General features: G+C 66.6%; 27 protein-coding genes and 2 tRNA genes. 26 read left to right on the forward strand and 3 right to left on the reverse strand.

Annotation, left to right across the window (positions count from 1 at the left end; translation table 11 throughout):
* Positions 1 to 133 precede the first annotated feature (133 nt).
* From BJF85_RS24395 to BJF85_RS29275, 11 genes are all read left to right on the forward strand, one after another.
* On the forward strand, positions 134 to 652 hold the full coding sequence (locus BJF85_RS24395) for a hypothetical protein (RefSeq protein ID WP_075850270.1): 519 nt from the start codon (positions 134 to 136) through the stop codon (positions 650 to 652).
* A complete protein-coding gene (locus tag BJF85_RS24400; protein WP_075850271.1) occupies positions 649 to 1,602 on the forward strand; it encodes a PPE domain-containing protein in 954 nt (317 codons plus the stop codon). Before BJF85_RS24395 ends, BJF85_RS24400 begins: the two co-directional genes overlap by 4 nt.
* A 235-nt stretch (positions 1,603 to 1,837) precedes the next feature.
* A complete protein-coding gene (locus BJF85_RS28285) occupies positions 1,838 to 1,981 on the forward strand; it encodes a hypothetical protein (RefSeq protein ID WP_158057139.1) in 144 nt (47 codons plus the stop codon).
* A gap of 6 nt (positions 1,982 to 1,987) precedes the next feature.
* Positions 1,988 to 2,746, forward strand: coding sequence for an ESX secretion-associated protein EspG (locus tag BJF85_RS24405; RefSeq protein WP_075850272.1), 759 nt, complete (start codon positions 1,988 to 1,990; stop codon positions 2,744 to 2,746).
* 10 nt (positions 2,747 to 2,756) lie between these two features.
* On the forward strand, positions 2,757 to 4,793 hold the full coding sequence (locus BJF85_RS24410) for an acetoacetate--CoA ligase (RefSeq protein WP_075850304.1): 2,037 nt from the start codon (positions 2,757 to 2,759) through the stop codon (positions 4,791 to 4,793).
* A gap of 99 nt (positions 4,794 to 4,892) precedes the next feature.
* A tRNA-Ser gene (locus BJF85_RS24415) sits at positions 4,893 to 4,982 on the forward strand.
* A 62-nt stretch (positions 4,983 to 5,044) separates the two neighbouring features.
* Positions 5,045 to 5,120: transfer RNA gene (locus tag BJF85_RS24420), tRNA-Arg, on the forward strand.
* 459 nt (positions 5,121 to 5,579) lie between these two features.
* Positions 5,580 to 7,586 carry a class I SAM-dependent DNA methyltransferase gene (locus tag BJF85_RS24425; protein WP_075850273.1) on the forward strand — a complete coding sequence of 669 codons (2,007 nt, stop codon included), beginning with the start codon at positions 5,580 to 5,582 and terminating at the stop codon, positions 7,584 to 7,586.
* A gap of 184 nt (positions 7,587 to 7,770) precedes the next feature.
* A complete protein-coding gene (locus tag BJF85_RS24430; protein WP_083666676.1) occupies positions 7,771 to 8,781 on the forward strand; it encodes a restriction endonuclease subunit S in 1,011 nt (336 codons plus the stop codon).
* Positions 8,782 to 8,786: 5 nt separating this feature from the next.
* Positions 8,787 to 11,126 carry a type I restriction endonuclease subunit R gene (locus BJF85_RS24435; protein WP_222844662.1) on the forward strand — a complete coding sequence of 780 codons (2,340 nt, stop codon included), beginning with the start codon at positions 8,787 to 8,789 and terminating at the stop codon, positions 11,124 to 11,126.
* A 107-nt stretch (positions 11,127 to 11,233) separates the two neighbouring features.
* Positions 11,234 to 11,854, forward strand: a complete 621-nt coding sequence (locus BJF85_RS29275; protein WP_222844663.1) for a hypothetical protein — start codon at positions 11,234 to 11,236, stop codon at positions 11,852 to 11,854.
* A gap of 261 nt (positions 11,855 to 12,115) precedes the next feature.
* Here BJF85_RS29275 and BJF85_RS24440 read toward each other — a convergent pair whose 3' ends face one another.
* Both BJF85_RS24440 and BJF85_RS24445 read right to left on the reverse strand, forming a co-directional pair.
* Positions 12,116 to 12,679 (reverse strand): GNAT family N-acetyltransferase, encoded by a 564-nt coding sequence (locus BJF85_RS24440; RefSeq protein ID WP_255375904.1) that lies wholly within the window; start codon positions 12,677 to 12,679, stop codon positions 12,116 to 12,118.
* The gene (locus tag BJF85_RS24445) at positions 12,676 to 13,599 is read right to left on the reverse strand and encodes an XRE family transcriptional regulator (RefSeq protein ID WP_158057141.1); all 924 of its coding nucleotides are present in this window, start codon (positions 13,597 to 13,599) and stop codon (positions 12,676 to 12,678) included. The genes BJF85_RS24440 and BJF85_RS24445 overlap by 4 nt, the downstream gene beginning before the upstream one ends.
* 1,003 nt (positions 13,600 to 14,602) lie before the next feature.
* On the opposite strand from BJF85_RS24445, the gene BJF85_RS24450 reads away from it, so the two are divergent.
* From BJF85_RS24450 to BJF85_RS24475, 6 genes are all read left to right on the forward strand, one after another.
* Complete coding sequence (locus BJF85_RS24450; protein WP_255375905.1) at positions 14,603 to 14,959, forward strand: hypothetical protein; 357 nt, start codon at positions 14,603 to 14,605, stop codon at positions 14,957 to 14,959.
* 197 nt (positions 14,960 to 15,156) lie between these two features.
* Positions 15,157 to 15,654: a hypothetical protein gene (locus BJF85_RS24455; RefSeq protein ID WP_075850276.1), complete on the forward strand. Its 498-nt coding sequence runs from the start codon at positions 15,157 to 15,159 to the stop codon at positions 15,652 to 15,654.
* Between the two features lie 150 nt (positions 15,655 to 15,804).
* Positions 15,805 to 16,755 carry an NAD(P)-dependent oxidoreductase gene (locus BJF85_RS24460; protein WP_255375906.1) on the forward strand — a complete coding sequence of 317 codons (951 nt, stop codon included), beginning with the start codon at positions 15,805 to 15,807 and terminating at the stop codon, positions 16,753 to 16,755.
* The gene (locus BJF85_RS24465; RefSeq protein WP_075850277.1) at positions 16,752 to 18,017 is read left to right on the forward strand and encodes a glycosyltransferase family 4 protein; all 1,266 of its coding nucleotides are present in this window, start codon (positions 16,752 to 16,754) and stop codon (positions 18,015 to 18,017) included. The genes BJF85_RS24460 and BJF85_RS24465 overlap by 4 nt, the downstream gene beginning before the upstream one ends.
* The gene (locus tag BJF85_RS24470; protein ID WP_075850278.1) at positions 18,017 to 19,066 is read left to right on the forward strand and encodes a hypothetical protein; all 1,050 of its coding nucleotides are present in this window, start codon (positions 18,017 to 18,019) and stop codon (positions 19,064 to 19,066) included. The genes BJF85_RS24465 and BJF85_RS24470 overlap by 1 nt, the downstream gene beginning before the upstream one ends.
* 20 nt (positions 19,067 to 19,086) lie before the next feature.
* On the forward strand, positions 19,087 to 19,716 hold the full coding sequence (locus BJF85_RS24475; protein ID WP_083666677.1) for a hypothetical protein: 630 nt from the start codon (positions 19,087 to 19,089) through the stop codon (positions 19,714 to 19,716).
* Here the strand turns inward: BJF85_RS24475 and BJF85_RS24480 are convergent.
* Positions 19,683 to 20,666, reverse strand: coding sequence for a phosphotransferase family protein (locus tag BJF85_RS24480; protein WP_222844664.1), 984 nt, complete (start codon positions 20,664 to 20,666; stop codon positions 19,683 to 19,685). The two genes, BJF85_RS24475 and BJF85_RS24480, sit on opposite strands and share 34 nt — an antisense overlap.
* A gap of 44 nt (positions 20,667 to 20,710) precedes the next feature.
* On the opposite strand from BJF85_RS24480, the gene BJF85_RS24485 reads away from it, so the two are divergent.
* From BJF85_RS24485 to BJF85_RS29290, 9 genes are all read left to right on the forward strand, one after another.
* Complete coding sequence (locus BJF85_RS24485) at positions 20,711 to 21,142, forward strand: NUDIX domain-containing protein (protein ID WP_075850281.1); 432 nt, start codon at positions 20,711 to 20,713, stop codon at positions 21,140 to 21,142.
* 422 nt (positions 21,143 to 21,564) lie between these two features.
* A complete protein-coding gene (locus tag BJF85_RS24490; RefSeq protein WP_139320837.1) occupies positions 21,565 to 21,876 on the forward strand; it encodes a hypothetical protein in 312 nt (103 codons plus the stop codon).
* Entirely contained in the window at positions 21,869 to 23,185 is a 1,317-nt protein-coding gene (locus BJF85_RS30920) for a putative T7SS-secreted protein (protein ID WP_304442330.1), read from the forward strand. Before BJF85_RS24490 ends, BJF85_RS30920 begins: the two co-directional genes overlap by 8 nt.
* A gap of 26 nt (positions 23,186 to 23,211) precedes the next feature.
* Positions 23,212 to 23,985: a hypothetical protein gene (locus BJF85_RS24500; protein ID WP_075850284.1), complete on the forward strand. Its 774-nt coding sequence runs from the start codon at positions 23,212 to 23,214 to the stop codon at positions 23,983 to 23,985.
* Complete coding sequence (locus tag BJF85_RS24505) at positions 23,982 to 24,629, forward strand: SMI1/KNR4 family protein (RefSeq protein ID WP_075850285.1); 648 nt, start codon at positions 23,982 to 23,984, stop codon at positions 24,627 to 24,629. The genes BJF85_RS24500 and BJF85_RS24505 overlap by 4 nt, the downstream gene beginning before the upstream one ends.
* Entirely contained in the window at positions 24,626 to 25,153 is a 528-nt protein-coding gene (locus BJF85_RS24510; protein ID WP_075850286.1) for a hypothetical protein, read from the forward strand. The genes BJF85_RS24505 and BJF85_RS24510 overlap by 4 nt, the downstream gene beginning before the upstream one ends.
* Positions 25,154 to 25,299: 146 nt before the next feature.
* Positions 25,300 to 25,548, forward strand: a complete 249-nt coding sequence (locus BJF85_RS29280) for a hypothetical protein (protein WP_222844665.1) — start codon at positions 25,300 to 25,302, stop codon at positions 25,546 to 25,548.
* A gap of 116 nt (positions 25,549 to 25,664) precedes the next feature.
* Positions 25,665 to 25,817 carry a hypothetical protein gene (locus BJF85_RS29285; RefSeq protein ID WP_222844666.1) on the forward strand — a complete coding sequence of 51 codons (153 nt, stop codon included), beginning with the start codon at positions 25,665 to 25,667 and terminating at the stop codon, positions 25,815 to 25,817.
* Positions 25,818 to 25,932: 115 nt separating this feature from the next.
* On the forward strand, positions 25,933 to 26,112 hold a 180-nt coding region (locus tag BJF85_RS29290; RefSeq protein ID WP_222844667.1), incomplete at its 3' end, for a hypothetical protein.

Consider the following 26,112-nt stretch of genomic DNA (forward strand, 5'->3'; position numbering starts at 1 on the left):
CGCGGTGTTGTCACCTCAACGTAACGCGCAGTCGCGTCGGGCGGATCGAGGATGGCAAAAGGGGGTGAACCGGTCGCTGTTCTCGTGCGTCCCAGTTACCGTTCGCCGCACCGACCACTGATCAGGGGACATCGTGACGGAACCACAGACCACGGCGCGTGGACCCGCCTCCGCGCCCGACCTGCCGGGGTCGAATGCACCGGCACTGCCCGCGCGGGAATTCGGCGAGGGTGCCGCGTGGCGGCTCGCTCCGGTGGCCGAGGACCTGCGTCAGGTGCGTGACCAGGTCGAACGCGGGGAGCTGTGGTTCGACCCGGACACCGCGCACGAGCTGCTGGGGGAGCTGCTCGAGCTGCAGGGCCAGGTGCACAAGCTCATCGCGCACGCCGGCGAGAACATCGACCGCCCGTTGCGGTTCGGGGACAACTTCGTGGGCGAGACGCTCGCGCAGCGGCTCAAGGGCGCGGTCGACGGCGGCGACAACGCCGCGCTGCCCGTGCTCACGGCCTATTCGGAGCAGATCGAACAGCTCATCGGCATCATCCGCACCGCGTCGGGGCTGATCACCACCACCGACGACGACGCGCGGGACACGCTGCACGGCATCGGCGGGGTCGTCGAGCACGGCGGCGAGCAGGGGAGGTTGTCGTGAAGATCGTGGGTTGTCTGCCGGTGCCGTGGCCGCCGCGGGAGCCGAACGAGCCGCAGCCGGGCGAGGAGGCGCTCGAGTCCGACTTCGACTGGTCGGTGTGCACGCATCCGGAGCTGTACCGCATGGCGACCGCGGGCGTCGACGCCGAGACCGCAGACGAGGTCGCCCGCCGGTGGGCCCACCTCGGCGGCCGGTTGCAGGAGATCGGCGACGGTCTGCGCTCGGCGCTGGAGAAGGCGTCCGAGGGTTGGCGCGGCGGCGGCGTCGAGGAGGCCAGGGGGAAGGTCGACCAGCTGTCGCACTGGACGGCGCAGACGTCGCGGGACAGCCACGGCGTCGCGAACGCCGTCCGTGCGCAGGCGAATCTGGCCAAGTGGGCCAAGGACGCGATGCCCGAACCGCCCACGCAGGGCTGGCCGCCGCTGCCGTGGCCGACTCCCCAGCCGGTTCCGCAGCCGGTGCCTCCGTTGGACGCGCTCGGCGGTGGCGCGCCCCCGCCCACGCGTGGCGGCGACGGCTTCGGGAGCACGGTCGAGGTTCTCGGGGAGGGGCCGGACAGGTCCGGTGGTGACGCATCGTCGCTGGGCGACCGTCCGGCCGCAACGTCCGGCGGCTCGGGCGGTTCCGGCCGTTCGGGTGGTTCGGGTGGTTCGTCGTCCGGGGGCGGCGGTGGCGGCGGATTCGGCGAGGCGGGCCTTCTGCCGGGCGATCCGGACGCGGTGCGCGAGCGGCAGCGGGAACTGCATCGCCGCGCCGCGAGGTCATGCAGACCTACCAGCTCGAATCGGGCAACGTCTTCCGCGGCGTGCCCCAGTTCCGGATGCCGGGCGAGGACATCATCAAGGACGATCCGCGGATCACGGTGGATCCGGACCCGGGTCCGCCGGAGAACCCCGACACCGGGGCCGCGCGCGCCGGTTCGCCGGACAGCGCCGGGCTCGGCGCGATGACACCGGGTGTCGTCGCGGCACCGCTGGCCGCGGGTGCCGCCGGCATCGCCGCGGGGGCGGCCGCGACGCCGCCCGCCCCGGGCATGGCCACGGGAGCCGCGCCCGGCGCAGGTGCGGCTGCGGCGCCGGGCGGTGCCACGGGGCCGGGCCGACGGGACAGCCGAGTGCGGCGTCGGCGGCCGCCGGTGCGGCCCGGTCGGGCGCGGCCCCGGTCGGCGGCATGATGGGCGGGCCCATGGCGGGCGGACGGCCCTCCGGCGAGGAGGAGAAGGAACGCACCACGCCGTCGTATCTCGAGGAGGAGGACGACGTGTGGGGTGTGCCGGGTCCGGTCGCGCCGCCGGTGATCGGCGAGCTGCCCCGACGTGGGAACGAGTGACGCCGGGTGCGCGACGAGAACACCGGCTGGATCACGCTCCATCCGGGCGAGTTCTACCTGCTGTGGCGGGGTCTCGGACTCGGTGAGACGCCGGCGGTGCTGGAGGTGCCGCCGGTCGGCCGCACGGCCGAGTACCGCGCGGAGCTGACGGCGCTGGTCGACGACTCGCTGTCCGGTCGCGACCTGGGCACGGTGGGACGGCCGGACGCCGATCTGGAGCACCTGCTGCGGACGTTGGCCGAACCGGAGGTGTCGGTCGACCTGGTCGCCTCCGGCGCGGACGTCACGTTCCGCTCGTTCGGCGCGATCGCCGAGCGCGGCGCCGCGACGGTCGGCACGTCGGGCGAGGAGGTGCTGCTCGGCCCGGTGCGCCGGGGTGAGTTGGTCGACCGCATGCTCGAGGCGCTCGCCGACGTCGACGCCGGGCCCGGCGCCCCGGGCAACGTCGGCCACGCCGATTACCTCCGCGCGTGCAAGGCGGGCACCCGCGAGGGCGCGAGCGGATTCCTCGACGTGCTGCGGGAGGCGGGGGTGCGCTCGTCGGAGGCGGCGACGTTCCTGCGGGCCGTGGAGGGCAGGCGTTCCGGCGGGTACGTCGGGGCGTCGTCGGTCGCGCGCGGGCGCACGCCGAGCACCGTGAACTGGGTCGACACCGATCAGGGCCGCTACGTGCTGCGCATGGTCGGCGACTGGGTCACCGTGACGCCGGCCGACCGGGCGAGATTGCGTGCTATGGCACAAGAAATGGTCGACGATCTGACCTAGAGTGCCGGGCATGAGCAGTACCTCGCGCAACGGTGCCGACACTCCCGACAAAACGCCCGCCGACACCCCTTCCGTCTCCGCGGAGGACACCGTGTTGTGGCGGCCCACGGCCGAGCAGGTCGAGGCGACGCGGATCGCGGACTTCCGGCGGTGGCTCGCCGAGGAGCGCGGCGTGACGACGAAGGACTACGCGCAGCTGTGGGAGTTCTCGACGTCGTCGCTGGGCGATTTCTGGTCGGCCGTCGCGGAGTACCTGGGGGTGCGCTGGCACGACGAGCCGGGCACGGTGCTGTCCGGACTGGAGATGCCGGGCACGACGTGGTTCGAGGGCGGCACGCTCAACTACGCCGAGCACGCACTCACCGGTGGTGTCGCCGGCGCGGAGAAGGCCGACGACGACGTCGCCGTGCTGTTCACGCGCGAGGACGGGCTCGAGTTGCAGGTGAGCTTCGGCGAGCTGCGCGCACAGGTGGCGGCCGCGCGGTCGGCGTTGCGGGAGCTCGGCGTCGGCAAGGGCGACCGCGTGGTGGCGCTCGCGCCGAACTGCCCGCAGGCGCTCGTGGCGTTCCTGGCCGCGGCGAGCCTGGGCGCGATCTGGTCGTCCTGTTCGCCCGATTTCGGCGTGCGCGCGGTGGCGGACCGGTTCACGCAGATCGAGCCGAAGGTGCTGATCGCGGTCAACGGCTACCGCTACAACGGCCGTTCGTTCGACATCCGGCCGACGGTCGAGGAGCTGCGCGGCCAACTGCCCGGCCTGGGCGCGACGTTGCTGATCGACTACGAGGGCGGCGGCCGCATGCCGTCCACAGTGGACTGGGACGAGGTGCTGGCCGAACACGCCGGCGCCGAGTTGACGTTCGACGCGGTCGAGTTCGACCATCCGTTGTGGATCCTGTACTCGTCGGGCACGACCGGTCTGCCGAAGGGCATCGTGCAGGGCCACGGCGGCATCACGGTCGAGCACCTCAAGGCGCTGGCGTTGCAGCAGGACCTGGGGCCGGGGGAGCGGTTCTTCTGGTTCACCACGACCGGCTGGATGATGTGGAACTTCCTGGTCTCGGGTCTGCTCGTCGGCTCGACGATCGTGCTCTACGACGGCAGCCCCGGACATCCCGATCTCGGGGTGCTGTGGCGGCTGGCCGAGCGGCACCGGGTCACCGTGTTCGGCACGTCCGCCCCGTTCGTGCAGAGCTGCCTGAAGGCGCATCTGAAGCCGGGTGACGAGCTCGACCTGTCGGCGTTGCGGGCGATCGGGTCGACGGGCGCGCCGCTGTCGGAGGAGGGGTTCCGGTGGATCGCCGAGGCGATCGGGCCGGAGGTGCAGATCTGTTCGGTGTCCGGTGGTACGGACCTGTGCACGGCGTTCGTCGGGTCGGCGCCGGACGTGCCGGTGTGGCTGGGCGAGCTGTCGTGCCGGTGCCTGGGCGCGGCGGCGCACGCGTTCGACGACGGTGGCCGCGCGGTCGTCGAGGAGGTCGGCGAGCTGGTGATCACGAAGCCGATGCCGTCGATGCCGGTGATGTTCTGGAACGACCCGGACGGTTCGCGGCTGCGCGAGGCCTACTTCGAGGACTTCCCGGGTGTGTGGCGGCACGGCGACTGGATCAAGATCACCAAGCGCGGGTCGGGGATCATCTACGGGCGCAGCGACTCGACGCTCAACCGCGGCGGGGTGCGGATGGGCACCGCCGAGTTCTACCGCGTCGTCGAGGGCTACGACGCGGTGCTGGACTCGCTGGTCATCGACACCTCCGCGGCCGGTGAGGAGGGTGAGCTGGTGTGCTTCCTCGTGCTGGCCGAGGGGGTCGACCTGGCCGATCTGGAGCCCGACCTGCGCAAGGAGCTGCGCGGGGCGCTGTCGCCGCGGCACGTGCCCGACCGGTTCGTCGTGGTCGAGGCCGTGCCCAGGACGCTGAACGGCAAGAAGTGCGAGGTGCCGGTCAAGAAGATCCTCTCGGGCAGCGACCCGGACCGCGCCGTGTCCCGCGACGCACTGGCCAACCCGGAGGCGCTCGCCGCGTTCGTGGAGTACGCAGCGCGCGGCTGACGAGGGATTGCTCCACGCGCGTCCGGTTAGGCCGGGGGTGCGTGGAGCGGAGATCGGGGAGGTGCGTACACTATGACGACAGTGGTCGCGACCGACCCGGGAGGCTTCGCCTAGTCCGGTCTATGGCGCCGCACTGCTAATGCGGTTGGGAGTGACCCTCCCTCGCGGGTTCAAATCCCGCAGCCTCCGCTGACACTCGGCAGCCCCGAGCGTCGGGCCCGACAACAGGTCGGGTACAATTGAACACTGATGCGCCTGTAGCTCAACGGATAGAGCATCTGACTACGGATCAGAAGGTTTGGGGTTCGAATCCCTACAGGCGCGCCACCAAGAAACCCCCTGTACACAGGGGGTTTCTTGCGTTTCAAGATCGCTTTGATGCTCGCTGGAACGGCCTGGTGAGCTCCGTTGCGTCCCCGATCGCGTTGGCGTGCCGAAAGCAAGATCAACTCCGGTCTAATGGGGCAGTGGCCGCGCATGAACTGGTGGCGACCTATGGGTAATTCGCGAAGGGTTGTCGCTCCTCGTCGGTACAGTCCGGTGCCGTGGCTGCGGTTGATCGCACGGAGAAGTTCCTCCGAATCGTGGAACCGGCTCCGAGTGGACCTGGATGGCATCGGCGAGTCCGCCCGCACGATCGACTGGGTGCTTGGCGTCGTGCTGGCCTCGCCAGTCGCGGCTTCAGATCCGGGTGACTCGACTAGGGTCCGGTAGAGACGACCGCAACGCCTGTTGGCGCTTGCGGTGTGCCCATCGACCTCGTCCCGATACGGAGAACTGCCTGTCGTGTCAGTCCTGTCCAGCTTCGTGTGGAGTGTCGCCGACACCCTGCGCGGTCCGTACTCCGAGGCCGAGTACGGCTCGGTTGTCCTTCCCTTCACGGTGTTGCGTCGCCTCGAGTGCGTCATGGAACCGCACCGCGAGACGATGGCCGAGATCGTCGCCCAGTACCCGGGTGAGCAACAGCGCCGTACCCATCTGAAGCTCAAGACCCGCACGCCCGATAGTGCGGGACTGTCCTTCTGGACGGAGAGCGACTACACGCTGAAGAAGGCACTACAGGACCCGGACAACCTGACTGAGAACCTCATCGATTACGTCGGCGGGTTCTCGGCGAACTTGGACGTGTTCAAGTCCTTCGACTTCGAGACGGTCATCCGCACGCTTGACGCCCGCGACCGGCTTGCCCAGGTCACGCGCCACTTCGAGAAGATCGACCTATCGCCCGACGCGGTCTCCAACGCCGACATGGGCGATCTGTTCGAGAACCTCATCTACCGCTTCGCCGAGTCGGCCAACGACGGCGCCGGCCAGTTCTACACGCCGCGTGACGTCGTCCGGCTTCTCGTCGACCTGGTCTATGCCGAGGACACCGATGCGCTGCGCGACCGCGGCACGGTCCGGTCGATCTACGATCCGACTGTCGGCACCGGCGGCATGCTCACGGTGGCCGAAGAGCACTTGCATGGGCTCAACCCGGAGGCGTCGACGGCGCTATTCGGCCAGGAGATCAATTCGCGGACGTACGCGATCTGTAAGGCTGATCTACTCATCAAGGGCCAGGATCCCTCCAACGTCCGCCAGGGCGACACACTCGTCGTCGACCGGTTCGCCGACGTCCGCTTCGACTACGTGCTGTCCAACCCGCCGTTCGGCACCGACTGGAAAGCCATCGAGTCGGATGTGAAGCACGAGCACGCCCGCGGCGGTCAAGGCCGGTTCGTGCCCGGGCTGCCAGCTGTCGGCGACGCCGCGATGCTGTTCCTGCTGCACGTGGCCTCGAAGATGCGCGACGTCGACAGCACTGGCCGCGGCGGCAAAGCCGGCATCGTCCTCAACGGCTCACCGCTGTTCAATGGCGGTGCAGGCTCCGGCCCGTCGGACATCCGCGGCCACATGCTGGAGAACGACCTGGTCGAGGCCATCGTGGCCCTGCCTAACGACATGTTCTACAACACCGGCATCGCGACCTACCTGTGGATTCTGTCGAACTCCAAGTCTCCGGAACGCCAGGGCACGGTGCAACTCATTGACGCCACAGGTCTGGGTTCGAAGATGCGCAAGTCGATCGGATCGAAGCGCGTCGAGATCTCCGATGACCACCGCGCCGACATCGTCCGCGCGTTCGTCGGCGACCCGGGCGAGGACGACGACACAGCGGTGCCGGTGAAGATCTTCGCCAACCGCGACTTCGCCTACTGGACCATCACGGTCGAACGCCCCCTCCAGCTCCGGTTTGAGTGCACCCCGGAAACGATCAGCGCAGTCGCGGAGCACAAGAAGCTCGGGCAGATCCCCGGACTCACCGAAGCGCTGGAGTCCTTCGGTGATGAGCCCTACCTGAATCGCGAGAAGTTCATGCTCGAACTCGGCAGGCATTTCGGCGGTACCGGTCTGACGCTGACAACGGCGCAACGCAAGGCCCTGTGGCAGACCATCGGCGTCCACGACGAGACAGCCGAATACTGCCGCGTCGCCTCAGGGCAGAACAAGGGCGAGATCGAGCCCGACCCCGGGCTGCGGGACACCGAGAACGTCCCCTTCGGCTGGGGCGGGCACCCCAAGACCCACGAAGCCCTCCAAGAGACGGTCCAAGCATACGTCGACGCCGAGGTCAAACCCCACATCGACGACGCCTGGATCGACTGGGACAAGACCAAGACCGGCTACGAGATCCCCTTCACCCGCCACTTCTACACCTACGAACCACCCCGTCCCCTTGAGGAGATCGACAAGGACCTTGAGCGCGTCGTCGGCGAGATCATGACGCTGCTGCGGGAGGTGGAGTCGTGACGACGCTTCAGGCGGCTGGGCGCGAGGTCCAGAAAGTCGGGAACCGTTGGCTGGCGGAATTGCCCGCCGACTGGTCAGTCACCAGGTTGCGGTTCACTTGCGATATTGCGACTGGATCCGGCGACACTCAGGATGCCGACCCTGACGGTGAGTACAGTTTTTTTTTGTTCGGTCACCGAACCCCCTGCAAAGTACAAACTTTACGTTCGACACGGAGGCCGTGCTCACGGCAGGCGATGGGGCTGTGGGCGAAGTGTTTCACCACGTCAATGGCAAGTTCCACGCCCATCAGCGCGTTTACGTTCTGAGCAACTTCCGCGGCGTGGTTCCGCGTTATTTCTTCTACCACTTCTCATCCTTCTTCCGACTCATGGCACAGGATGGATCTGCACGGACCACGGTGGACTCGGTGCGTCGGTGGATGCTCACCGACATGCCGATCCCGCTTCCACCTCTCGACGAGCAGCGCGCCATCGCTGACTACCTGGACCGTGAGACAGCCCAGATCGACGCGCTCGTGGCGAAGCAGGAGGAGTTGCTGACGTATCTGGCCGAGCGCAAGCGATCGGTGCTGGATCACGTGTTGGCGGACGTCGATGGTGAGACTCGGCGATTGCGATGGCTGTACCGACCGTCGAGCGAGGCGAACAAGCCCGATGAAGAGGTGCTGTCCGTCTACCGCGAGCACGGCGTCATCTCGAAGTCATCTCGGACAGACAACTTCAACAAGACGCCTGAGAACGTCGATCGCTACCTCCTGGTTCGGCCTGATGACTTGGTCGTCAACAAGATGAAGGCATGGCAAGGTTCGCTGGGGATCTCGGCCCATCGCGGAATCGTCAGCGGGGACTACGAGGTGCTACGTCCGACGACGTCAGATCTCGATCCCGAATATGCCCACTTCCGGCTGCGATCGCCGGAGATGGTGCTTGAGTACCGGCTCCGCTCACGGGGCGTCCGGCCCGCCCAGTGGCGTCTCTACTGGCAGGACCTGGGCGACGTTGAGGTGATCGTCCCGCCCTTCGCCGAGCAGCGAACCGCCGCTGTGCGGATTAAGTCGGAGACATCCCAGATCGACACACTGATCGCTAAGGCTGAAGAGCACATCGCGTTGGCGAAGGAGCGCCGCTCGGCGTTGATCGCGGCGGCGGTGACGGGGCAGTTCGATGTACGCACGGCACGGAAGGCGGGCTGAGGACGATGGTGACTGCTGACCCGACGGGCGAGAAGGCCTTCGAGACGGAGATCGCCGAGTACTTGGCCGAGCATGGCTGGGAGTACAGCGAGACCGACGCGGGATACGACGCCGAGCGGGCGATCTGGCCAGAGGACGTGATCTGGTGGCTGACCGAGACGCAACCAGACGAGTACGCCAAGGTTGTCCGCGTCGGCACTGCTGCGGAGGCTGGGGATCGTGAGGCGCTGTTGTCGTCTCTGGTATCTCGCCTGGACACGCCGATGAGTTCCGGTGGCGGGACGTTGAACGTGCTGCGGCGAAAATTCTCCCATACCCGAGGCGCGACTGCGCATTTGCGGATGTGCCAGTTCAAACCGGCTACGACGCTCAACCGTGAGACCACTGAGCATTACCGGAAGGTGCGGCTGCGGGTTGTACGGCAGGTGCATTTCTCCCCGAAACGGGGCGATACGCGTTCGATCGACCTGGTCTTCTTTGTGAACGGTTTGCCGGTCGCGACGTGTGAGCTGAAGTCGTTCTTCAAGCAGAAGTGGCGCAGCGCGGTGACGCAGTACCGGAAGGACCGGGACCCGGCCGGCCAACCACTCCTGGGCTTTGGCACTCGGGCTCTGGTTCACTTCGCTGTTGATGATGACCAGGCTCATATGACGACGAAGCTTGCCGGGGAGAAGACCTACTTCCTGCCCTTCAACCGCGGCCACGAGAACACTGGTGCTGCCGGAAACCCGCCGAATCCCGGCGGGGCGGCCACGTCGTACCTGTGGGAGCAGGTTCTGCAGCGTGACAACCTACTGGCGATCCTCGGATCGCAGATGTTCCTCAAGACCGAGGTCGACGAGGATCCTGCCACCGGCAAGATCAAACGGTCCACGACACTCATGTTCCCGCGCTATCACCAGTGGCGGGCAGTGACGAAGCTCGTCGACGCGGTCGCCGACGAGGGGCCCGGCCGGCGCTACCTCATCGAGCACTCCGCTGGTTCGGGCAAGACCAACACGATTGCCTGGACGGCGCACCGCCTTGCCCGGTTGCATGACGAGGCGAACGAGAAGGTGTTTGACAAGGTCATCATCGTGTCCGACCGCCGAGTCCTGGATGCTCAGTTGCAGCAGGCGGTCGAGCAGGTCGATGACACGGCGGGCACGGTCGCGGTGATCGATTCCGCGGCGGTGCGTCGTTCGGGTGGGTCGAAGTCGCGGGCGCTGCTGGACGCGCTGACCGGATCGCCCCTGGTCGTCGTGGTGACCATCCAGACCTTCCCTTTCGTGAAGGGGCTGTTGGACACGACGCTGGGCGATCGGAACTTCGCGGTGATTGTCGATGAGGCGCACACGTCGCAGTCGGGCAAGACCGCGGCGGATCTGAAGCAGGTTCTCACCGAGAGCGGTCACGTCACCGACGAGGACGAGCTCGACAGCCAGGACGTCGTCAACCAGGTCGTCGAGTCCGGTTCCTCGCTCGATGAGCAGATCAATGCGGACACAGCCGCCCGTGCCGGGGCGCGGAATGTGTCGCTGCTGGCCTTCACGGCCACGCCGAAGGCGAAAACGAAGCAGCTGTTCGGCCGCGATGATAATGACGGTAAGCCAGTGTCCTTCGATGTCTACCCGATGCGGCAGGCGATCGAAGAGGGCTTCATCCTCGATGTGCTGCGCGGCTACCAGACCTACCGCACCGCGTTCGAGATCGAGCAGCACGACGACACCGGCCTGGTCACCGGCATCACCGTCGGGGCGGACGGCGGCGAGGACCGGCTCGTCGACCCGAAGGCGGCGACGCGCAAGATCATGCGTTTCGCCAATCTTCATCCCACTAATGTGGGACAGAAGGTCGAAATCATCGTCGAGCACTTCCGCGCCAACGTCGCCCACCTGCTGGACGGACATGCGAAGGCGATGGTCGTGACCGACTCGCGCCAGGCCGCCGTGCGGTACAAGATCGAGACTGACAAGTACCTCGCTCAGAAGGGCTACGGCTACAAGTCCATCGTGGCCTTCAGCGGCAAGATCAGTGACGGCGAGTACGCGCTGACCGATGCGACCGAGGCGACGCTGAACCCGGGCCTCGGTGCTGACTTGGCCCGGGAGTTCCGTCGGCCCGAGTACCGGCTCATGTTGGTCGCTGACAAGTTCCAGACCGGTTTCGATCAGCCGCTGCTATGCGCGATGTACGTGGATAAGAAGCTACCGGACGTCCACGCGGTGCAGACGTTGTCACGCCTGAATCGCACCTATCGGGCCCCGTCTGGGGAGGTGAAGGACCGGACTTTTGTGCTGGATTTCGTCAACGACCCCGACGGTGGGCGCCGACACAGTCCCACGCTGCACTCGCGGCGGCGGTAACGCCGGCATGCGACGAGTACGCCAACCGCTGGAACGAGGCACTCGATGCCCAGGACAGCGAGGCTCTCGACGAGCTGCGCACCTTCCGCAAGGACTGCGGTTCCTACGTGCGGCTGTACGACTTCATGTCCCAGGTCGTCGACTACGGCACCAGCGATCTGGAGAAGCTCGCGGAGTTTCTACGCCAGCTCGTCCACGTATTGCGGTCAGAGGACTCCGGTGAGGCCGTCGACGTGAGCGGTCTCGAGCTGCGGCGCGTGCGTCAGGTCGACCAGGGCAAGGCCGACATTGCCCTGTCCGGAGACCAGGACACGCCGAGCCTGGCCGGTATCACCGGTGTCGGTTCCCGCGTCTCGCGCCAGGACCCGCAGCAGGAACTGCTGTCCGATGTGGTGGCCCGGATCAACGCCCTGTTCGGGTCCGAGTTCGCCGACCCGCAGATCGAGGGCTTCGTCGTTGCCGCCGCCGGCATGGCCGAGGAAGACCCCCGCATCGCCGACCAGATCGACCACAACGCGCTCGACCAGTTCATGTCCTCGCCCGAGCTGCGCGAGACCCTCACCGACGCAGCCGTGCTCAACGAGGGCGCGTTCGGGAAACTCACCGGCGCACTCACCGGCGAAAGCGATCGCGCCGACGAGTTCATTCGCCTCATCGGCGCATACCTCTACCAGGCGCGTCGACTCCGGACGGACAACGAGGCGGAACCCGACGACGCTGAGGAATAGCCAGCAGAGGCGCCTCGAGGAGGTCGACGGTGGATGGTAGCGAGGGAGGCGTGCGGTCTCCGGCGGCGTAACGGTTCGAGATGGCCTCGCCTTCGGCGGTGATCGCCTTGTCATCGGCGGACAGGCCGAGGTACGCAGCCGTAGCGGGTCGTGTCTCGAACGTCGCGATAGCACCTCACGACGACGTACCTCCGAGCGTTTCCACGAAGGTCGAAACCAGTTCGGGGTAGGCGTGTATATCGCGTCGCTACTTGCGTGGCCTCATGCCTGGTGGGTGGTCCATTCGTCGGCGAGTATCGAGTAGAGCACGGAGTCTCGCCAGGCGCCGTTGGTGAAGACGTGATCACGCAGTATACCTTCGCGGGTGAATCCGACGCGCTGGACGACGGCGTGGCTGGCCGCGTTCTCGGGCCCGATAGCGGCCGACACCCGGTGTCGTTGCAGGGCTCCGAAGGCCAGTTCCAGCATGGCGCGGACAGTGTCGGTGGCGTATCCACGGCCTTGGTGGTCGGCCGCGATGGCGTAGCCCAGCTTCGCGGCCTGAACACCGGCAAAGCCGAGACGTGCGAAGCCGACGACCCCGCCGGATGGGCTCTCCCCCTTCGGGGTTATCGCGAGGTAGTACTCCGACCGGGGTTCGACCTGGGCGCGTTCCAGGATCCCGTTCAGCATGGCCGAGGCTTCGTCGCGGGTGCGTGCGTCGAACGAGAGGTGGGCCGTCACGCGCTCATCGCCGACGATGCGGTGCACGTCGTCGAGGTCGTCAGGTGTGAATTCCCGGATCCTGACGTGTTTGCCAACGAGATCGATTCGGTGGTTGGTCACTGGGGCAACGTAAGGGGTTCGCTGCTGAATGTATGCAGGCGGTCGTGCAACTCGCCGCCGACTGGGCCGCCTTCCACGGCCTGTACTGCTCGCCGCACCTGATCGACGGCTGTCACCACGCCGTGGATTCGCTTCGATGAAGGCAACTCCAGGACGGGTGCGACCGCCTCGGCAGCACCGTCGATCTCGCCGCGATGAACCCTGGCGATCGCAAGTGCGCAGCGGGTACCGGCTTCGTCGCCGAAGGCCCGCTCGGGTGCTGGTGCGTGGGCGTAGGCGTCCAAGGCTTCGCCTGCGAGAACCTCGGTTCTATCCGCTACCGGTCCGCCGCCCCAGGCCAGAGCATCCGCCGAATAGTAGAGCTGGCGTGGCCTGCCGAACCGGCAGAGGCCGCCCAGCTCGTCCAGCTCGTCGCCGGTGGCATGTTCACGAGCTTCGGTGGCACGGTCGATCGCGTCTTGGGCACCGGTGACGTCGCCTTGTGCGGCGAGGCTGCGCGCTTCGCTGGAGGCGAGCCACACCGACGACGTGCCGCGCGTCTGCCTCGCGAACTCGGCGCCCTTCCTGGCGTAGCGCGCGGACTCGACCAGTTGGCCGGACCAATACGACACCAACGCCTGCAACCCGCGTACCCAGGCACGGAGTCCGTCATGGCCTGCGTTGTCCGCGGCCGAATAGGCCGCACGAGCCTGCGTCATCGCGTCGCTGGGCGAGCCGAGGTCGTGGGAGGCCTTTGCCATCAAGCCGGATGCCACTCCTGCTAGAAGGTAGAGATCTCTGGCTTGATCTGGCCTGACGTGTCCGCCGAGCAGGGAGAATGCCCGCGATTGCGTGTCGGCGATATCTCCGAGCAGCTGTTCCAACGGCTGCTGCTGGTAGGCACCAGTCAGCCGACGCACGTCGTCGGTCAGCTGGTCCAAGGATTCGGCTCCCACGGTCGAGGCCTCCGTCTTCGTAAGGAAATCGCGCGCCTGTTGAGCGGCGTGAGCGACCACCTGTCCCTGCCAATGATCACGCTGGGGAGGCCGTCGCGATGGCGCATTCCGGTGGTCGGTCGTGTCTAGAGCACCGATTCCGAATGGCGGGCCCAGGAGGCGCCACGCCGGTTCGCCGAACACACGCTCAAGTGCTGCGCGGGCGTGTGGATACGGAAGTCCGCGGATGTCACCGGCGACCCATCGATGCGCCTGCCTTTCCGACAGGTCCAACCCAGCGACCCGCGCGTACTCCGAGCGGAGGCTGTCCAGGGTCATATGCCTTTGGCGGAGCACCTGCTCCAACCGTGTGCGCGGTACGCCGGTGTCCGTCACAACAACCCCCACAGGTTCGGTGATCGCCGGCTCGAGCGTAAACCGACCAGTGTCGACCTGGCGATGCGTCGATGGTGGATGGCAGCAGAAGTCATGAGATGGCAGCCGACGCGTCATTCCCGTGACAACGATCGCCGAGCCAATCTGTCGCCATGACGGACAGCGAACTACCGGGCACGACCGGTCAGCATTCGATACCAGGCGGGTCGCTTGCGGCTCCGCAGTACGCGGAGTACCGGTTTATCACCTGGTTCACCAGCGCGAAGGATGGGTGGAGTCACGCCGTGCCCGACCAGGAATCCGGACGGGCGTTCAGAACAGGCACGGCACCCGGGGCAGCTTGTGGTCACGTCGTGATGCCGGTGCCACTGACAGCATCTCCAGGGCCTCGATGCGTCGGTTGTCGGCGCGTCTTCCAGGCCCGGCCTCGCTTGACGCGCGCCGACACGCAGAGGGAACGCCGGGGCCATATGTGGTTGTGGATCCGGAGACTGCTCTGCTCCAAGCCCCCTGCTCGGTCCGGACCCCGTCGTCCCCTCGACCGGACCGAGCAGGGCCTCCACGCCCGCCTCGCCCGAAGTGAGGTTCGGCAGTTCCTCACGAAAGATCGATCATGACCTCCCTCAGCGCGGATGAAGCGTCGCATCTCGCCGCGATCAAGCGAAGCATGAGTGTCGGGTTCCGGTTTCTGCATCTTTACGACAGCACGGGCCAGGCCGTCGAGGCTATCCATGCTGAGCGTCGGCTTGGCGGGCTGATTGAGACGTACACGGTCCAGGCCACGACCGAAGCCGTGGCTGCGCGGTTTCGCACTGAGGACTACCCGAGTGGCCATCCGCTCTGGCAGGAGCACGGCACAGTCGCCGACGTAGTTACGGCGCTTCTGGCATTGCCTCCGAACGGAACGCCGGGCGCACCGACGACTGCACGCCGCCCTTCCAGCGCACTCTGGATTCCCCGTGACATCTGACAACCGACATGGCGTGGACCGCATCGGGGTCTTCTCCGGCGACCTTGAGGACGAGATCCCGACCGAACCCCTTCGTTGCGTGGTAGTCGACACGCCACTGCACCACACGTGGCAACGCCAACTCCCGAGCTGCTCACACGGCTCCTCGACGCTCTGAAGAACAGCCTGTAACCAGCGAAAAGGAAGACTCCGGCACGATGATCGATCAACCGGTCGAGTACGACGCTGACGTAACGAGCCGTCGAGACGTCGACTCCGGCACAGGGATGTGCCAGGCCGCAGACCTGTGGCGCATATACGCGTACCTCGTGGTTCATGCGAAGGACGACAGGTCCGGCGAGGACAACATCGTCGTCGTCCGTGGACAAGGTGAGTCCTGGGTTTTGCCCGGCGGATCTGTCCGCGATGTGCGTGTGACGCAGTCACTGGTCGAGCGCGTCCGAGAGAAAACCGGGCTCACGATGCCTGAGTCGGCCTTGACCTTCGTCGGTGCGTTCGGAGCGGCGACCGACCCAGCGGCGACCCTTTCCCTGCTGTGGGAAACAGCCATCGAGAGCGCGGCGCTATCGCCGCAGGAGGACTGCCGTTGGGCCGATTACACCGGTCTACGCCAGCCGATGCCTCAAGTCCCCTTGTCCGACACCGTCCACACCTGTGCCGATTTCGCCCACATGACACCCCTGCACTGCCCATGACCGGCGGCGGGGCGGTGTCGACCCCGACCGCGCACCGCTCCGCCGTCCTCCATGTCCGACACCCGATTTCAGGTTCCGGAGGTACACGACATGCCGCCTGGCACAGCTGCTCCCTCCGCGTCGGCAGGCACCTCGATACGTGCTCCAGCTGTGCTCGTCACGGGAGCAGCCGGTTTGATCGGCGTGCCCGTCGTACGGCTGCTGCGCGCCCGGGGTTTCCGCGTAGTGGCGGTCGACGACGGAAGCGCGGGCACGCTGCACCGGCTCGACGAGTTCGCCGACTGCGCCGAGGTGCAGCGTCATGTGCTCGACGTTCGTCAACGTTCGGAGCTGCTGCAGCTCGTGGCAGCCGAACGTCCGTGGGCTGTGGTGCATCTGGCTGCGCAGCACTTCATTCCGGCCTGTGACAGCGCCCCCGCCGAAACATTGGCGATCAACGTGCTGGGCACTCAGCACGTGCTGGATGCCTGCGCTGTTCACCCGCCGCAACGGCTGGTGTTCACCTCAACCGCCGACGTGTACGCCGCGAGCGAAAGCCCGCATCACGAGGATGATCCGGTAGGGCCACAGGGCGTGTACGGCTGGTCCAAGTTGTTCGGCGAACGGCTGTTGCAGGACCAGGCGCACCGACTCGGCCACTGCACAGCGGTAATCGCCCGCCTGTTCAACGTCTACGGACCCGGTGATCCGCACCCGCACCTGCTTCCGGAAGTACTCCAGCAGGCACGGCACGGCCAGACGCTCGACCTCGGCGACCTGAACGCCGCCCGTGACTTCGTCTACGTCGATGATGTTGCCGAGGCATTGCTAGCGCTCCTGCGCACTCCATGCGCCGGGGTTTTCAACATTGGCGCTGGAGTTCCGGTCGCTGGCCGAGAACTGGTCGAGCTTGTGGGGAGCCTTACCAGACGGCACCTGGAAACACGGGTCGATCCCGACCGACTTCGGCACCGGTCGCGGCCTGTGTCCTGCGCCAATCCGGAGCGCCTGCGACAGATCGTGCCGTGGTGGCCGCACACCCCGTTGCGGGAGGGCATTCGGCGAACGATCGCGGCCGATCTTCTTGCCCGCGTTGACGAGTCGGAGGGCAAAGCATCGTGAGCGAGGCAGTTCCCAGCATCGTTTTTCTGCTGGACACCCCGAATGTCTGGCGAGGTCGGGCACTGGCGGGCACCCCGGCCCGCGTTCTGGCCCTCGCCGAACACAGTCACCAAGCGGGCGCCGCTGTCACGGTGGTGCTGTGTGATCGCGGCGCGGAGTACGGTACGGAGCAAGATTGGCCATTCGACGTGGCGTTGGTCCATCCGAGCGACTTCTACGCTCCCGCAACCCTCGCGAGGATTCTCGGAATGGATGCGGCGGATTTTCTTGTCCTGTGCGAAGCAGAAGCGCTCGTGGCCATCGGGCGTGAGTTGGCCGGACTGCTGGATGCGCGCCTGGTTTACGACATGCACGACGACGACGCTGCCGTCGCTGCCAGCGTCGGCGAGCCGCAGGAGACCGTGCGGACCCACGCGACGACACAGCGCACCGCGCTGCGCACCGCCGACAACGTGATCGTCTCCACGCGCAACGAGCAAGCGATGGCAGCCACGGCAGGCATTCCCGCGCCGCGCACCGCGCTGTTGCCCAACGGCGCGGACCCGCACCAGCGCCGTTGCTGGGGACCAGAAGTCGACGCCGCGACACTGGTCTTCGTCGGCAACCTCTACTACCAGCCCAACGCGCGAGCGGTTGACGCCATCGCCACCACGATCTTGCCCACACTGCGTGCGGGTGACCTCGACGTTCGGATGCGGATCGTCGGCCGCGGACCTGCCTCACTGGCCCGCAGCGGTCAGGGCATCGAGTTCACCGGGCGCGTGGACACGATCAACCAAGCACTCAACGGGACAACCATCGCGCTCGCGCCGCTGACCGCCGGATCGGGCGCGAAAATGAAGGTCCTCGACTACCTCGCCGCCGGACTACCCGTGCTGGGCACCCGCGAAGCCGTGACCGGGCTGCCGACCGAGCATCCCGGCGTGATCGTGGAGGACAACCTCTACAGGTGGCCCGCACGGATAGCCGCGCTTCTTCGCGACCCTGCCGCGCTCGACCAGATCGGGCGCGCGGGCCGCCGCTGCATTGAGCAGGAGCTGTCCTGGCAGCGCATCGGCGCTGGACTGGTGCGGCACTGCCGGTCGTGGCTCGCCGGCTTCCCACCAGGTGCGAAGCCCGCAGTCGACAACCATTGCGCCGGCCTGCCCCGATGGCTCACCGAGCACGCGGACCAGGACGCCCTGGGCATCCCGGAAACCACCCAACCGGGACAACCGCGTTGGCTGCGCCAGAGCACCGCCGTCATATCGGAAGGGCGTTGATGGATTTGCGATTCCTCGATCTCGGGACCTGCGTCTGCCGCCTGAGCGCGTCCGAGGAAATCCAGACCGCAATGCGCCACTACGTGAGCCCGTTTCTCGTGTCAGCCGGGATCCACGAGCCGCACCTGACAGTCTCCGTTGAGCGTGATGCTGCCACCGTCGCCCGAGCCCGGCAGTCCCTCGCCGATCTGCCGCCGACCACGGTGCGCACCAGTCACCCGGAGCAGCGCTATCGCATCTGGATCACCGAAGACCGCGAGATTCTGCTTCCCGAGCACACTGCGGACCACGTGATCATCAGAACCCCCGGACTCGTGGCTGTCGCCGCCGAACGCGCCCGCGTCGCAGCCACGATCGGCATCCGAGTCGTGCGTCAACTCGTCATGCGTGGCGGCGAAGTACGGGGAGGGCGCTGCGTGCACGCCGCAGCGGTGGACCTTGACGGACGCGGAGTGCTGATCGCCGGGCACCCCGGTTCCGGCAAGACCACGGTGCTCACCCATCTGATCGAGGATCACGGAGCGCGTCCCGTATCCAACGACCGCACCGCGCTCATCCACACCGACACCGGGCGCTGGCACGCCATCGGCGTGCCGCTAGCCGCCCGTTTCACCCCGGAAGGCATCGCCGGCTCGCCGACCCTGACGGCTGCGCTGAACCGCTTCGAGCCCAGCCGAGGACGACACCTCGTGGACGGCAAAATCGAGCTCACGCCGTGGGAACTCGCCACCCTGTTCAACCGAACCCCCGAGCCCGAGACCGAGGTCGCCCAGCTCGTGATCCTCACCCGCTCGGCACAGGTATCGGCCGGGGAACGAGATGGGGACTTCGTACGACACCACCTCGACTTCGGCACCGAGGACTTCTTCGCCGACGACTGGCTCAACCTCCGCTCGCACCTCAGTGACGCTCTACCCGAAGCCCAAAGTGGGGCCCGCGACCTGTGGGAACGTCTGGCCGAGACCGTGCCCGTGCTCCCGCTGGCCTGGACCGATCCGGCCGAACTGCCACGCATCGCCGCGACGGCCTACCGGCGAGCCCAGACGTGAGGGGATGCGTACTAGCCGGCGTGTGGGGTGCGGGCAAGACCTCCGTCTACCAGCGCACCCTGGGACGGCTCGCCGCTGCGGGCTGCGAATCGCTGATCGCAATGCCACAGGCGGCAACGATCACCACGCACACTTACACACCCGGCGCACCGCACGAGCACGCTGCCCACATCCTGTCGTGGCTGGATCACCTGACCGCGTTTCTCGAAGAGACCAACCGCCGATTCCAGGCGAGCACGCTCCCCAAGCACCGCTTCGCGTCCGCGTGGACCCCGACCTGTTTGCTCGAAGGGCTCGGCTTCGATGCCCCGATGTACGGGCTCCCGTTCAGCCGTGACGCCCTGACAAGCGTTGAGCAGCGCCTCGCCGTACTCGGAGTGCACTTGGTCCTGCTGCGCGTCCCCGATGACCGCATCCGCGCGCAGTGTGTGGAATCGACCCGGCACTACCGGGGACCGAAGTGGGCGCGCTATCTGGAGGGCTTCGGCGCAACCGATGCCGGGCGAGCCGAACACATCAGGCAGGTACAAGCCGAACTGACCCGGTGGGCGCAGACTTCACCCTTGCCGCTCCATGTGCTCGACACGACCACACAAGACTGGGATGTCTACTCCCGCTACGTCGCCGAGCTGATCGCCGACCAGACATGATCGGCCCCATCCGACCGAACCCACGCGCGCAGTCGCCGCAGATAGTCCTCGCGCATCGCATGATCAGCGACCTGCGTCCAATACTCGACCCCGGTCAACAGTTCCAGGCCGGTTGCCACAGCCATTCGCTCAGACCAGCACGCAGGCCACGGACCGGCCGCCCGATAGCCGTCCGCGAACGCCTCGGCCCAGCTCTGCTGATCAGGAAACATCCACATGGCGGGCTTGATGAAATCCATCACCGGATCGACCCACCGCACGTGCTCCAAGTCCAACAGGACGCGAAAGTGGCCCTCGTCATCGAGGAGAACGTTGGGCAGATACACATCCAGGTGCGCGACCGCTGGCCGCGCGACCGGCGACACCGCCTCGGCCAAGCTGATCAACAAGTCCAACCCAGTCTTGACCAGCGCGGCGGGAATGTCGTCGACGAGGCGATAGGCATCCCGCAGTGCCTCCACGCGGTTCGTGACGACGGTGTCCCAGTTCGCCGACACCGTGCCCAAACCGCTCGCAGCATCCCCGAATCCCTCGACAGGGACTTGGTGCAGCGACGCCAATGCCGTGCCCGTAGCACGCATGACCTCCAGCACTGCCGCAGGTTCCAACGCGGGCAAAGCTTTCTCGGCGTCCACGCCCGGCACGTACTCGAACACGGTCAACGGTCGATCAGCAACGGACGCGCAGGACTCGGTGAACGCCAATACAGGTGGGACCGCGACCCCGTGCTGCCACACGCGGCGGTGCTCGGCCAGCCGATCCAGACCAGCCGTACCGGCCGGTCCCAGGAACACCTTGCCGACCAACCAGCCGCGCGACGACTCCAGTACCCACGAGGCGTGGCTCCGACCTTGCCGCAGCGGTCGGACAACCTCGGCTGGAGCCGCGTCGGGCACCAGCTCCGCCACACCCGCAGCAACATCCTCAGCGGTAATCTTTGACGTCGTCACAAGCCGTAACTCTAAAGACACCCACCGACACGAAGGGCACACCCATGAGCGCCGCCACCACCGAGATCATCGCCCGCGCTGTCATCCGCCGTGACGGTCAGCTGCTCGTCGCACGCCAACGCACCAAGTCCTGGTCATTCCTGCCGGGCGGCCACGTCGAACCGGGCGAACGAGTCGAAGCCGCGTTGGTCCGCGAACTGAGCGAGGAACTCGGTACCGAAGCCAAGATCGCAGGCTTCGTCGGCGCGGTCGAGCACGGCTACATCGAGGACGGGACCACGCACCACGAGATCAACCTCGTCTTCGACGTCGCCATCACCGACACCGACCCGATCAGCCAGGAAGACCACCTTGAGTTCCACTGGCTGCCTCTCGATCAACTCGCCGAGACTGACGTACGCCCCGGAGCCCTCAAGGCGGCCCTCGTCACGGCAGGAGACGATCGCACGCCGTTCTGGCACGGTTGGAACGGCTGAGCCAGATAGCCAGCGAGCGTGTCCGGGTGCCCCCGTCCCTTGCGTTCGACGGTCGATATGTCGTTGGGCGCGGGGATGTTCCGCTCCACGACGAGATTGCGGTCATCGAGGGCGAGATGCTCGGCTGACAAGGTCCGTGGCGGCCGTGGGCCCAGTACTGCGCCTGCAGTGCCGCGACGCACGCTTTCCTTCGCGTCGGTGCGTATGTCCTGCGGAGCCAGAGGTCACCCTGACGTCCCTTCGCCGTCCAATGGGGCGCCTCAGTGTCGGCGTCGACGCCACTGGCCGTGTAGTCGCCTCAGGCAGTTCTCAACCACGGCGGGTATCTCAACGCAGTGGGTGTCGACACAATGGGTTGTTGCGTAGAGTGTTCGGGTGATCGTCTGGGGTGACGGTGATGTGGCGTGACCTGGGGAGGGGTCATGGGGGATGGCTTCAGCGTGGACGTTGATGCCCTGAAGGACGCGGGCTTGGGCCTGTCGGAGCTGCTGGTTTCACTTGACGAGCTGGCGGTGGAGGACATCGATTGCGATCGCAAGTTCGTCGGCCATGAGGGGTTGGCCGATTCCTATGAGTCGTTTTGCTCGCGGTGGCATGTGGGCGTCGAGAACCTGACGAAGGACGGGCAGGAGCTCTCGACCCGGTTGATCAATGCGGCCGGCAGATACCTGGCGAAGGATCAGGAGCTCGCCAACACCTTGAACCAGTTCCACGCTGGGGGTTCCGGTGGCTGAGCTTGGCGAGAGTGGTAATCCCAAGGACTTGGTTCCTGGAGAACCGGGCGAGATCCGCAAGTCGACCGGCCATCTGACCAGCTACGGGCGGACGCTGACGCAGATCGGCGAGGGTCTCAAGACGCTGGATACCGGCGGGTGGACCGGGCCGGCGGCCGATCGGTTCTTCGAGTTCTTCGACGGGGAACCGGCGCGGTGGGTCACATGCGGCGAGGCGTTCACGAGGGCCGCGACGGCGATCAACGGGTATGCGTCGACGTTGGCCTGGGCCCAGAGCGAGGCGAGGCGTGCGATCCAGATGTGGGACGAGGCCGCGCGGGCTACGGCGCAAGCCCAGCAACAGCACACCGCAGCGCTCCAACAAGCCATGGCGCAGGGGCACACTCCAGCAGTGAACGTGACGTTCGAAGACCCGGGGGAAAGCAAACGTCAGGCGGCCCGTGACACCTTGAACAATGTCCGCGCGCAGGTGCAGTCTGCGGGCAACGAAGCTGTCACCAGTGTCGATGAGGCGCAGCGTCACGCTCCGGAAGAGCCCAGCTTCCTGGAGGAGTTCGCCGGTGCGGTGGCAGAGGTGGCGGGGGATGTCGTCAACTGGGGTATGGACGTGGGCGGTGACGTCGTGGAAGGCGTCACGGATGCTGCTGGGGCCGTGGTCGACGGTATCGGGAATGCGGCAGGTAGCGTCGTTGACGCGACGGGCTCGGCCGCAAGTACCGTCTTGGATGGTGTCGGGCTCGACGGAGCTGCAGATAGTGTCGCGGGGGCCATGGACAGCGCCGGAGAGACCGTGGCCTCGGCCACGCGCTCGGCTGGCGACACCATCAGTAACTGGGGTGGTGACCGCGCCGATGACCTGCGTGGCGCGGGTCATGACATCGCTGATGAGCTCGGTGATCGTGAACCGCTGTCTCCGGCCGACGATCCCAATCGCGATACGCCCGACTACATCATCGTCGATGAGGACCGCTACCCGGCATCGGCCGAGCACATCCAAGATGCACAATCCGGCGAAGTCTGGCGCGGTGACAGGTCCTACGAACGTTCTCCTCTGCCGTCGGAAGTGACGTACGACCCGGACAACGCCGACGCTCGGCGGAACGATGCGCTGCGCGGTGTCCCGCCGCGTGGGTCGGAGGGGCTGGATCGCGACGAGTATCCCCCGGCGATGATGGCCGAAGGCGGAGAAGGTGCATCGGTGCGATACATCGACGAAAGTGACAACCGGGGCGCCGGCTCGTCCATGGGACACCAGGCCCGGACTCAGGGGCTTGAGGCCGACGACAAAGTCCATATCGTCGCCGGGTGACTCCACGGCAGGAAGGGCAAACGCGCATGGCAGACACCGACCTCGACCGCCTGCTGACCGTCACACGCGATCAGGGCACCGACCCCGACCTCGCATGGAAAGCCGGCCTGGCTGCCGTCGAACTGTTGCTGTGGCACGACGAACCGGTGGAGGCCGGAAACCTAGCTGAGGAAGTCCTCGGCCGGTTCGCAGCAACCTGCCGCGGACTGGTCACCGAACTATCGCCCCTCGTGGACGCCATCGTGGTCGCATCAGTACGCGACCAGCAGGACCCTGCCAACGGCGTGACCCGGATCGCCGACATGATCCCGGCTGACTCGGTGCTCGCCCGTCACTTGCAATGGATGGCCGAACGACTACCTGACCGGGATCCGTTCGAGTTCTGCGCCAATGCTCAGTGGCACCGCCCACCGCGCCCGCTGCGGCCACGCGAGGCAGCCTTCGCCGACCGCGACCCCACCACACTGGAACCAGCCGAACGAGACCGTCTGTGGAAGGCCGCCCACCACAGCGGTCAATTCCCCGTGGCGCGGCGACTGTGGGACGCAACCGGTGAGGCGCCGCCCAGGGCCGAGATCGCCACCTGGATGGCCGGACACATGGCGCACGACGAGGAACTCGCCGCAGCCACGCTGCTTCTCCAGCAGGCCGCCGACATGTGGCGACCCTCCCTGACATGGGATGTCGTTCCCTACGAATTCATGATCCAACCACTACTGCGAGCGGCTGTCACCGACGAACTCCACGCCGCCATCACCGCCCGGGTCGACCTCTCACCCATCCTCGAGGCTGACCAATGAGCAGCGACCTTGACGTACTGCTCGAACGCGCCGTCGGCCCGAGTGGCCAACCCCTGCAAGTCTCGTTCGACGCAGATGACGGCCCGCTCGAACAACTGGGGACGCTGCTGAGCCGGCAGAATGGATTCTTCGCCTTCAACGCAGGCGTTCAGGTCTTCCGCGCGGGAGAACCCGGCATCGGCCCGGAGATCCAAGCATGGAACGAACCCGCCACCTGGAAGGACACGTATGCGGGGTTGGCGGATGACCTGTTCTGCTTCGGCCAAGACCTCTTCGGGACCCAGTTCGCCATCGAGCGCCGTGCCCGCATCGTCACTTTCGACCCCGAAACCGCACAACGCCAGCCCATTGGCATAACGCTCGAAGACTGGGCGGGATGGCTGCTCGATGACCGCGACGTCCGCGGCTGCCGGGCCTTCGCCACCGCATGGCAGGACGACCACGGCCCGCTCGGCTACGACGAGCGACTCGTACCCCGACGGTTCTTCACCCTGGGCGGGAGCTACACCTTCGACAACCTCGTCGTCAGAGACGGCGCCACGGCAATGCGCATCCGGGGCCCGATCGCGCAGCGTCTGCACGACCTCCCGGCCGGCCGCACCGTAACCATGACAGCACACCAACCACCGGGCAGGGACACATGAACCAACCATCACAGAGGCCGGATTCGGAAGACGGCGATCGCCTCGTTCGTGCCGAACTCGCCGTGTTCGCCGACGACTGGACCATCACCGTCCGGGATGCGGCCGCGCCCTTCGACGGCACGGCGCGTCCCTGGATTCAGGCGCTGCTCCGGGACTTCGTGGCCGCGCAGGACGGCGCCATCGGCATCACCACGGCCCGGCCGGTGAACGTGCCACTGACGATCGAGGTCCGCAGTCACGAACCCGCCGGCGACGACCTCGAACGCTGGGACCACGTCGTCGAAACGGGCCTGCACACGCCTACGGGGCGACTGATCACGTCACCGTTCCCGCGTCGAGACAACGACCCGACGACCGTCACCGTCCCACCGGGCCACTACGCCGCCCGCGTCCACCACGCAGGACTCGGCACCATGTCTGCCGACGGGCTCGACGGCGACGACCGCTACTACCTGCTCCTTTGGCCCGACACCCCGCGGCCGACCCGTGTCCTCAAGCGCTATCCCCACTCCATCGGCGGATAATCAGGCTGCCGGTCAAAGCCGCGCCGTTCGAGACGCGTCAAGTTCGATCTCGGACGGCTCCGCCGTACCAGCGGCTGTCGCACGCTGCCGCGCTCCCACCGAAGTCGCAGTAGCCGCCAGCGTCCCTTATGGCCCGGAGAGTTCCCATGGTGGAGAAAGTCGCCATCTGTGGCTGCGGCGGGTCAGGTAAGTCCGCCCTCGCGCGTGAACTCGGCCGCCGTCTTGATCTTCCCGTGACCCATCTCGACATGGTCTATTACGACGACGAGTGGAACTCGCTGGGCCAGGACGAATTCGTTGCCATTCAACGACAGCTGGTTGCCCAGGAGCGGTGGGTTCTGGACGGCAATTATGCGTTGACGATGCCTGTCCGGTTCGCGGCGGCCGCGTCGTAATCTTCCTGGACATCCATCCGTTGGTGTGCTTGTGGGGCATCCTTCAACGCCGCTGGCAGCACCGTGGCTCCGACAACCTGTCACGCCACCTGCGTGGCAACCTGAACTGGGGATTCGTGAAGTACATCCTCGGCTACCGCAAGACAATGCGCTCGAAGGTCCGAGCGCTGCTTGACGAACACGCCACGGGTACCGTCGTCACCCTCACCAGCCGTCGCGCAGCTCGCCGCTATGCCAGCACGGTCTCCACGGAACGGCGCCGGTCATGACAACACCCGCTGCGACCGTTTCTGCGGGACCATCCACGTCATCGAGCGCGTCGCGACCGGGATAAACCTAGCTCGACACCGAAGCTGGCCGCTGCATCGCGACAAGGTCGTGAGGATGTCCCTGTGCCGCAGCGAATATCTCGTTTCGCCTCCCGCTGCGAACGATGCTCCGGGTTCCCGAATGGTCTGCACGGAGGAGCAATTGTCAAGACCTGTGGATGAGGATCTTTTAGGCGGCTGCGGATTGGGTGTGGTCGTCCGGTCGTTCGACGAGTTTTCCGTTCTCGAACTGCGC

This window comes from Saccharomonospora sp. CUA-673, assembly GCF_001942305.1.
In the GTDB taxonomy this organism is placed as follows: domain Bacteria; phylum Actinomycetota; class Actinomycetes; order Mycobacteriales; family Pseudonocardiaceae; genus Prauserella.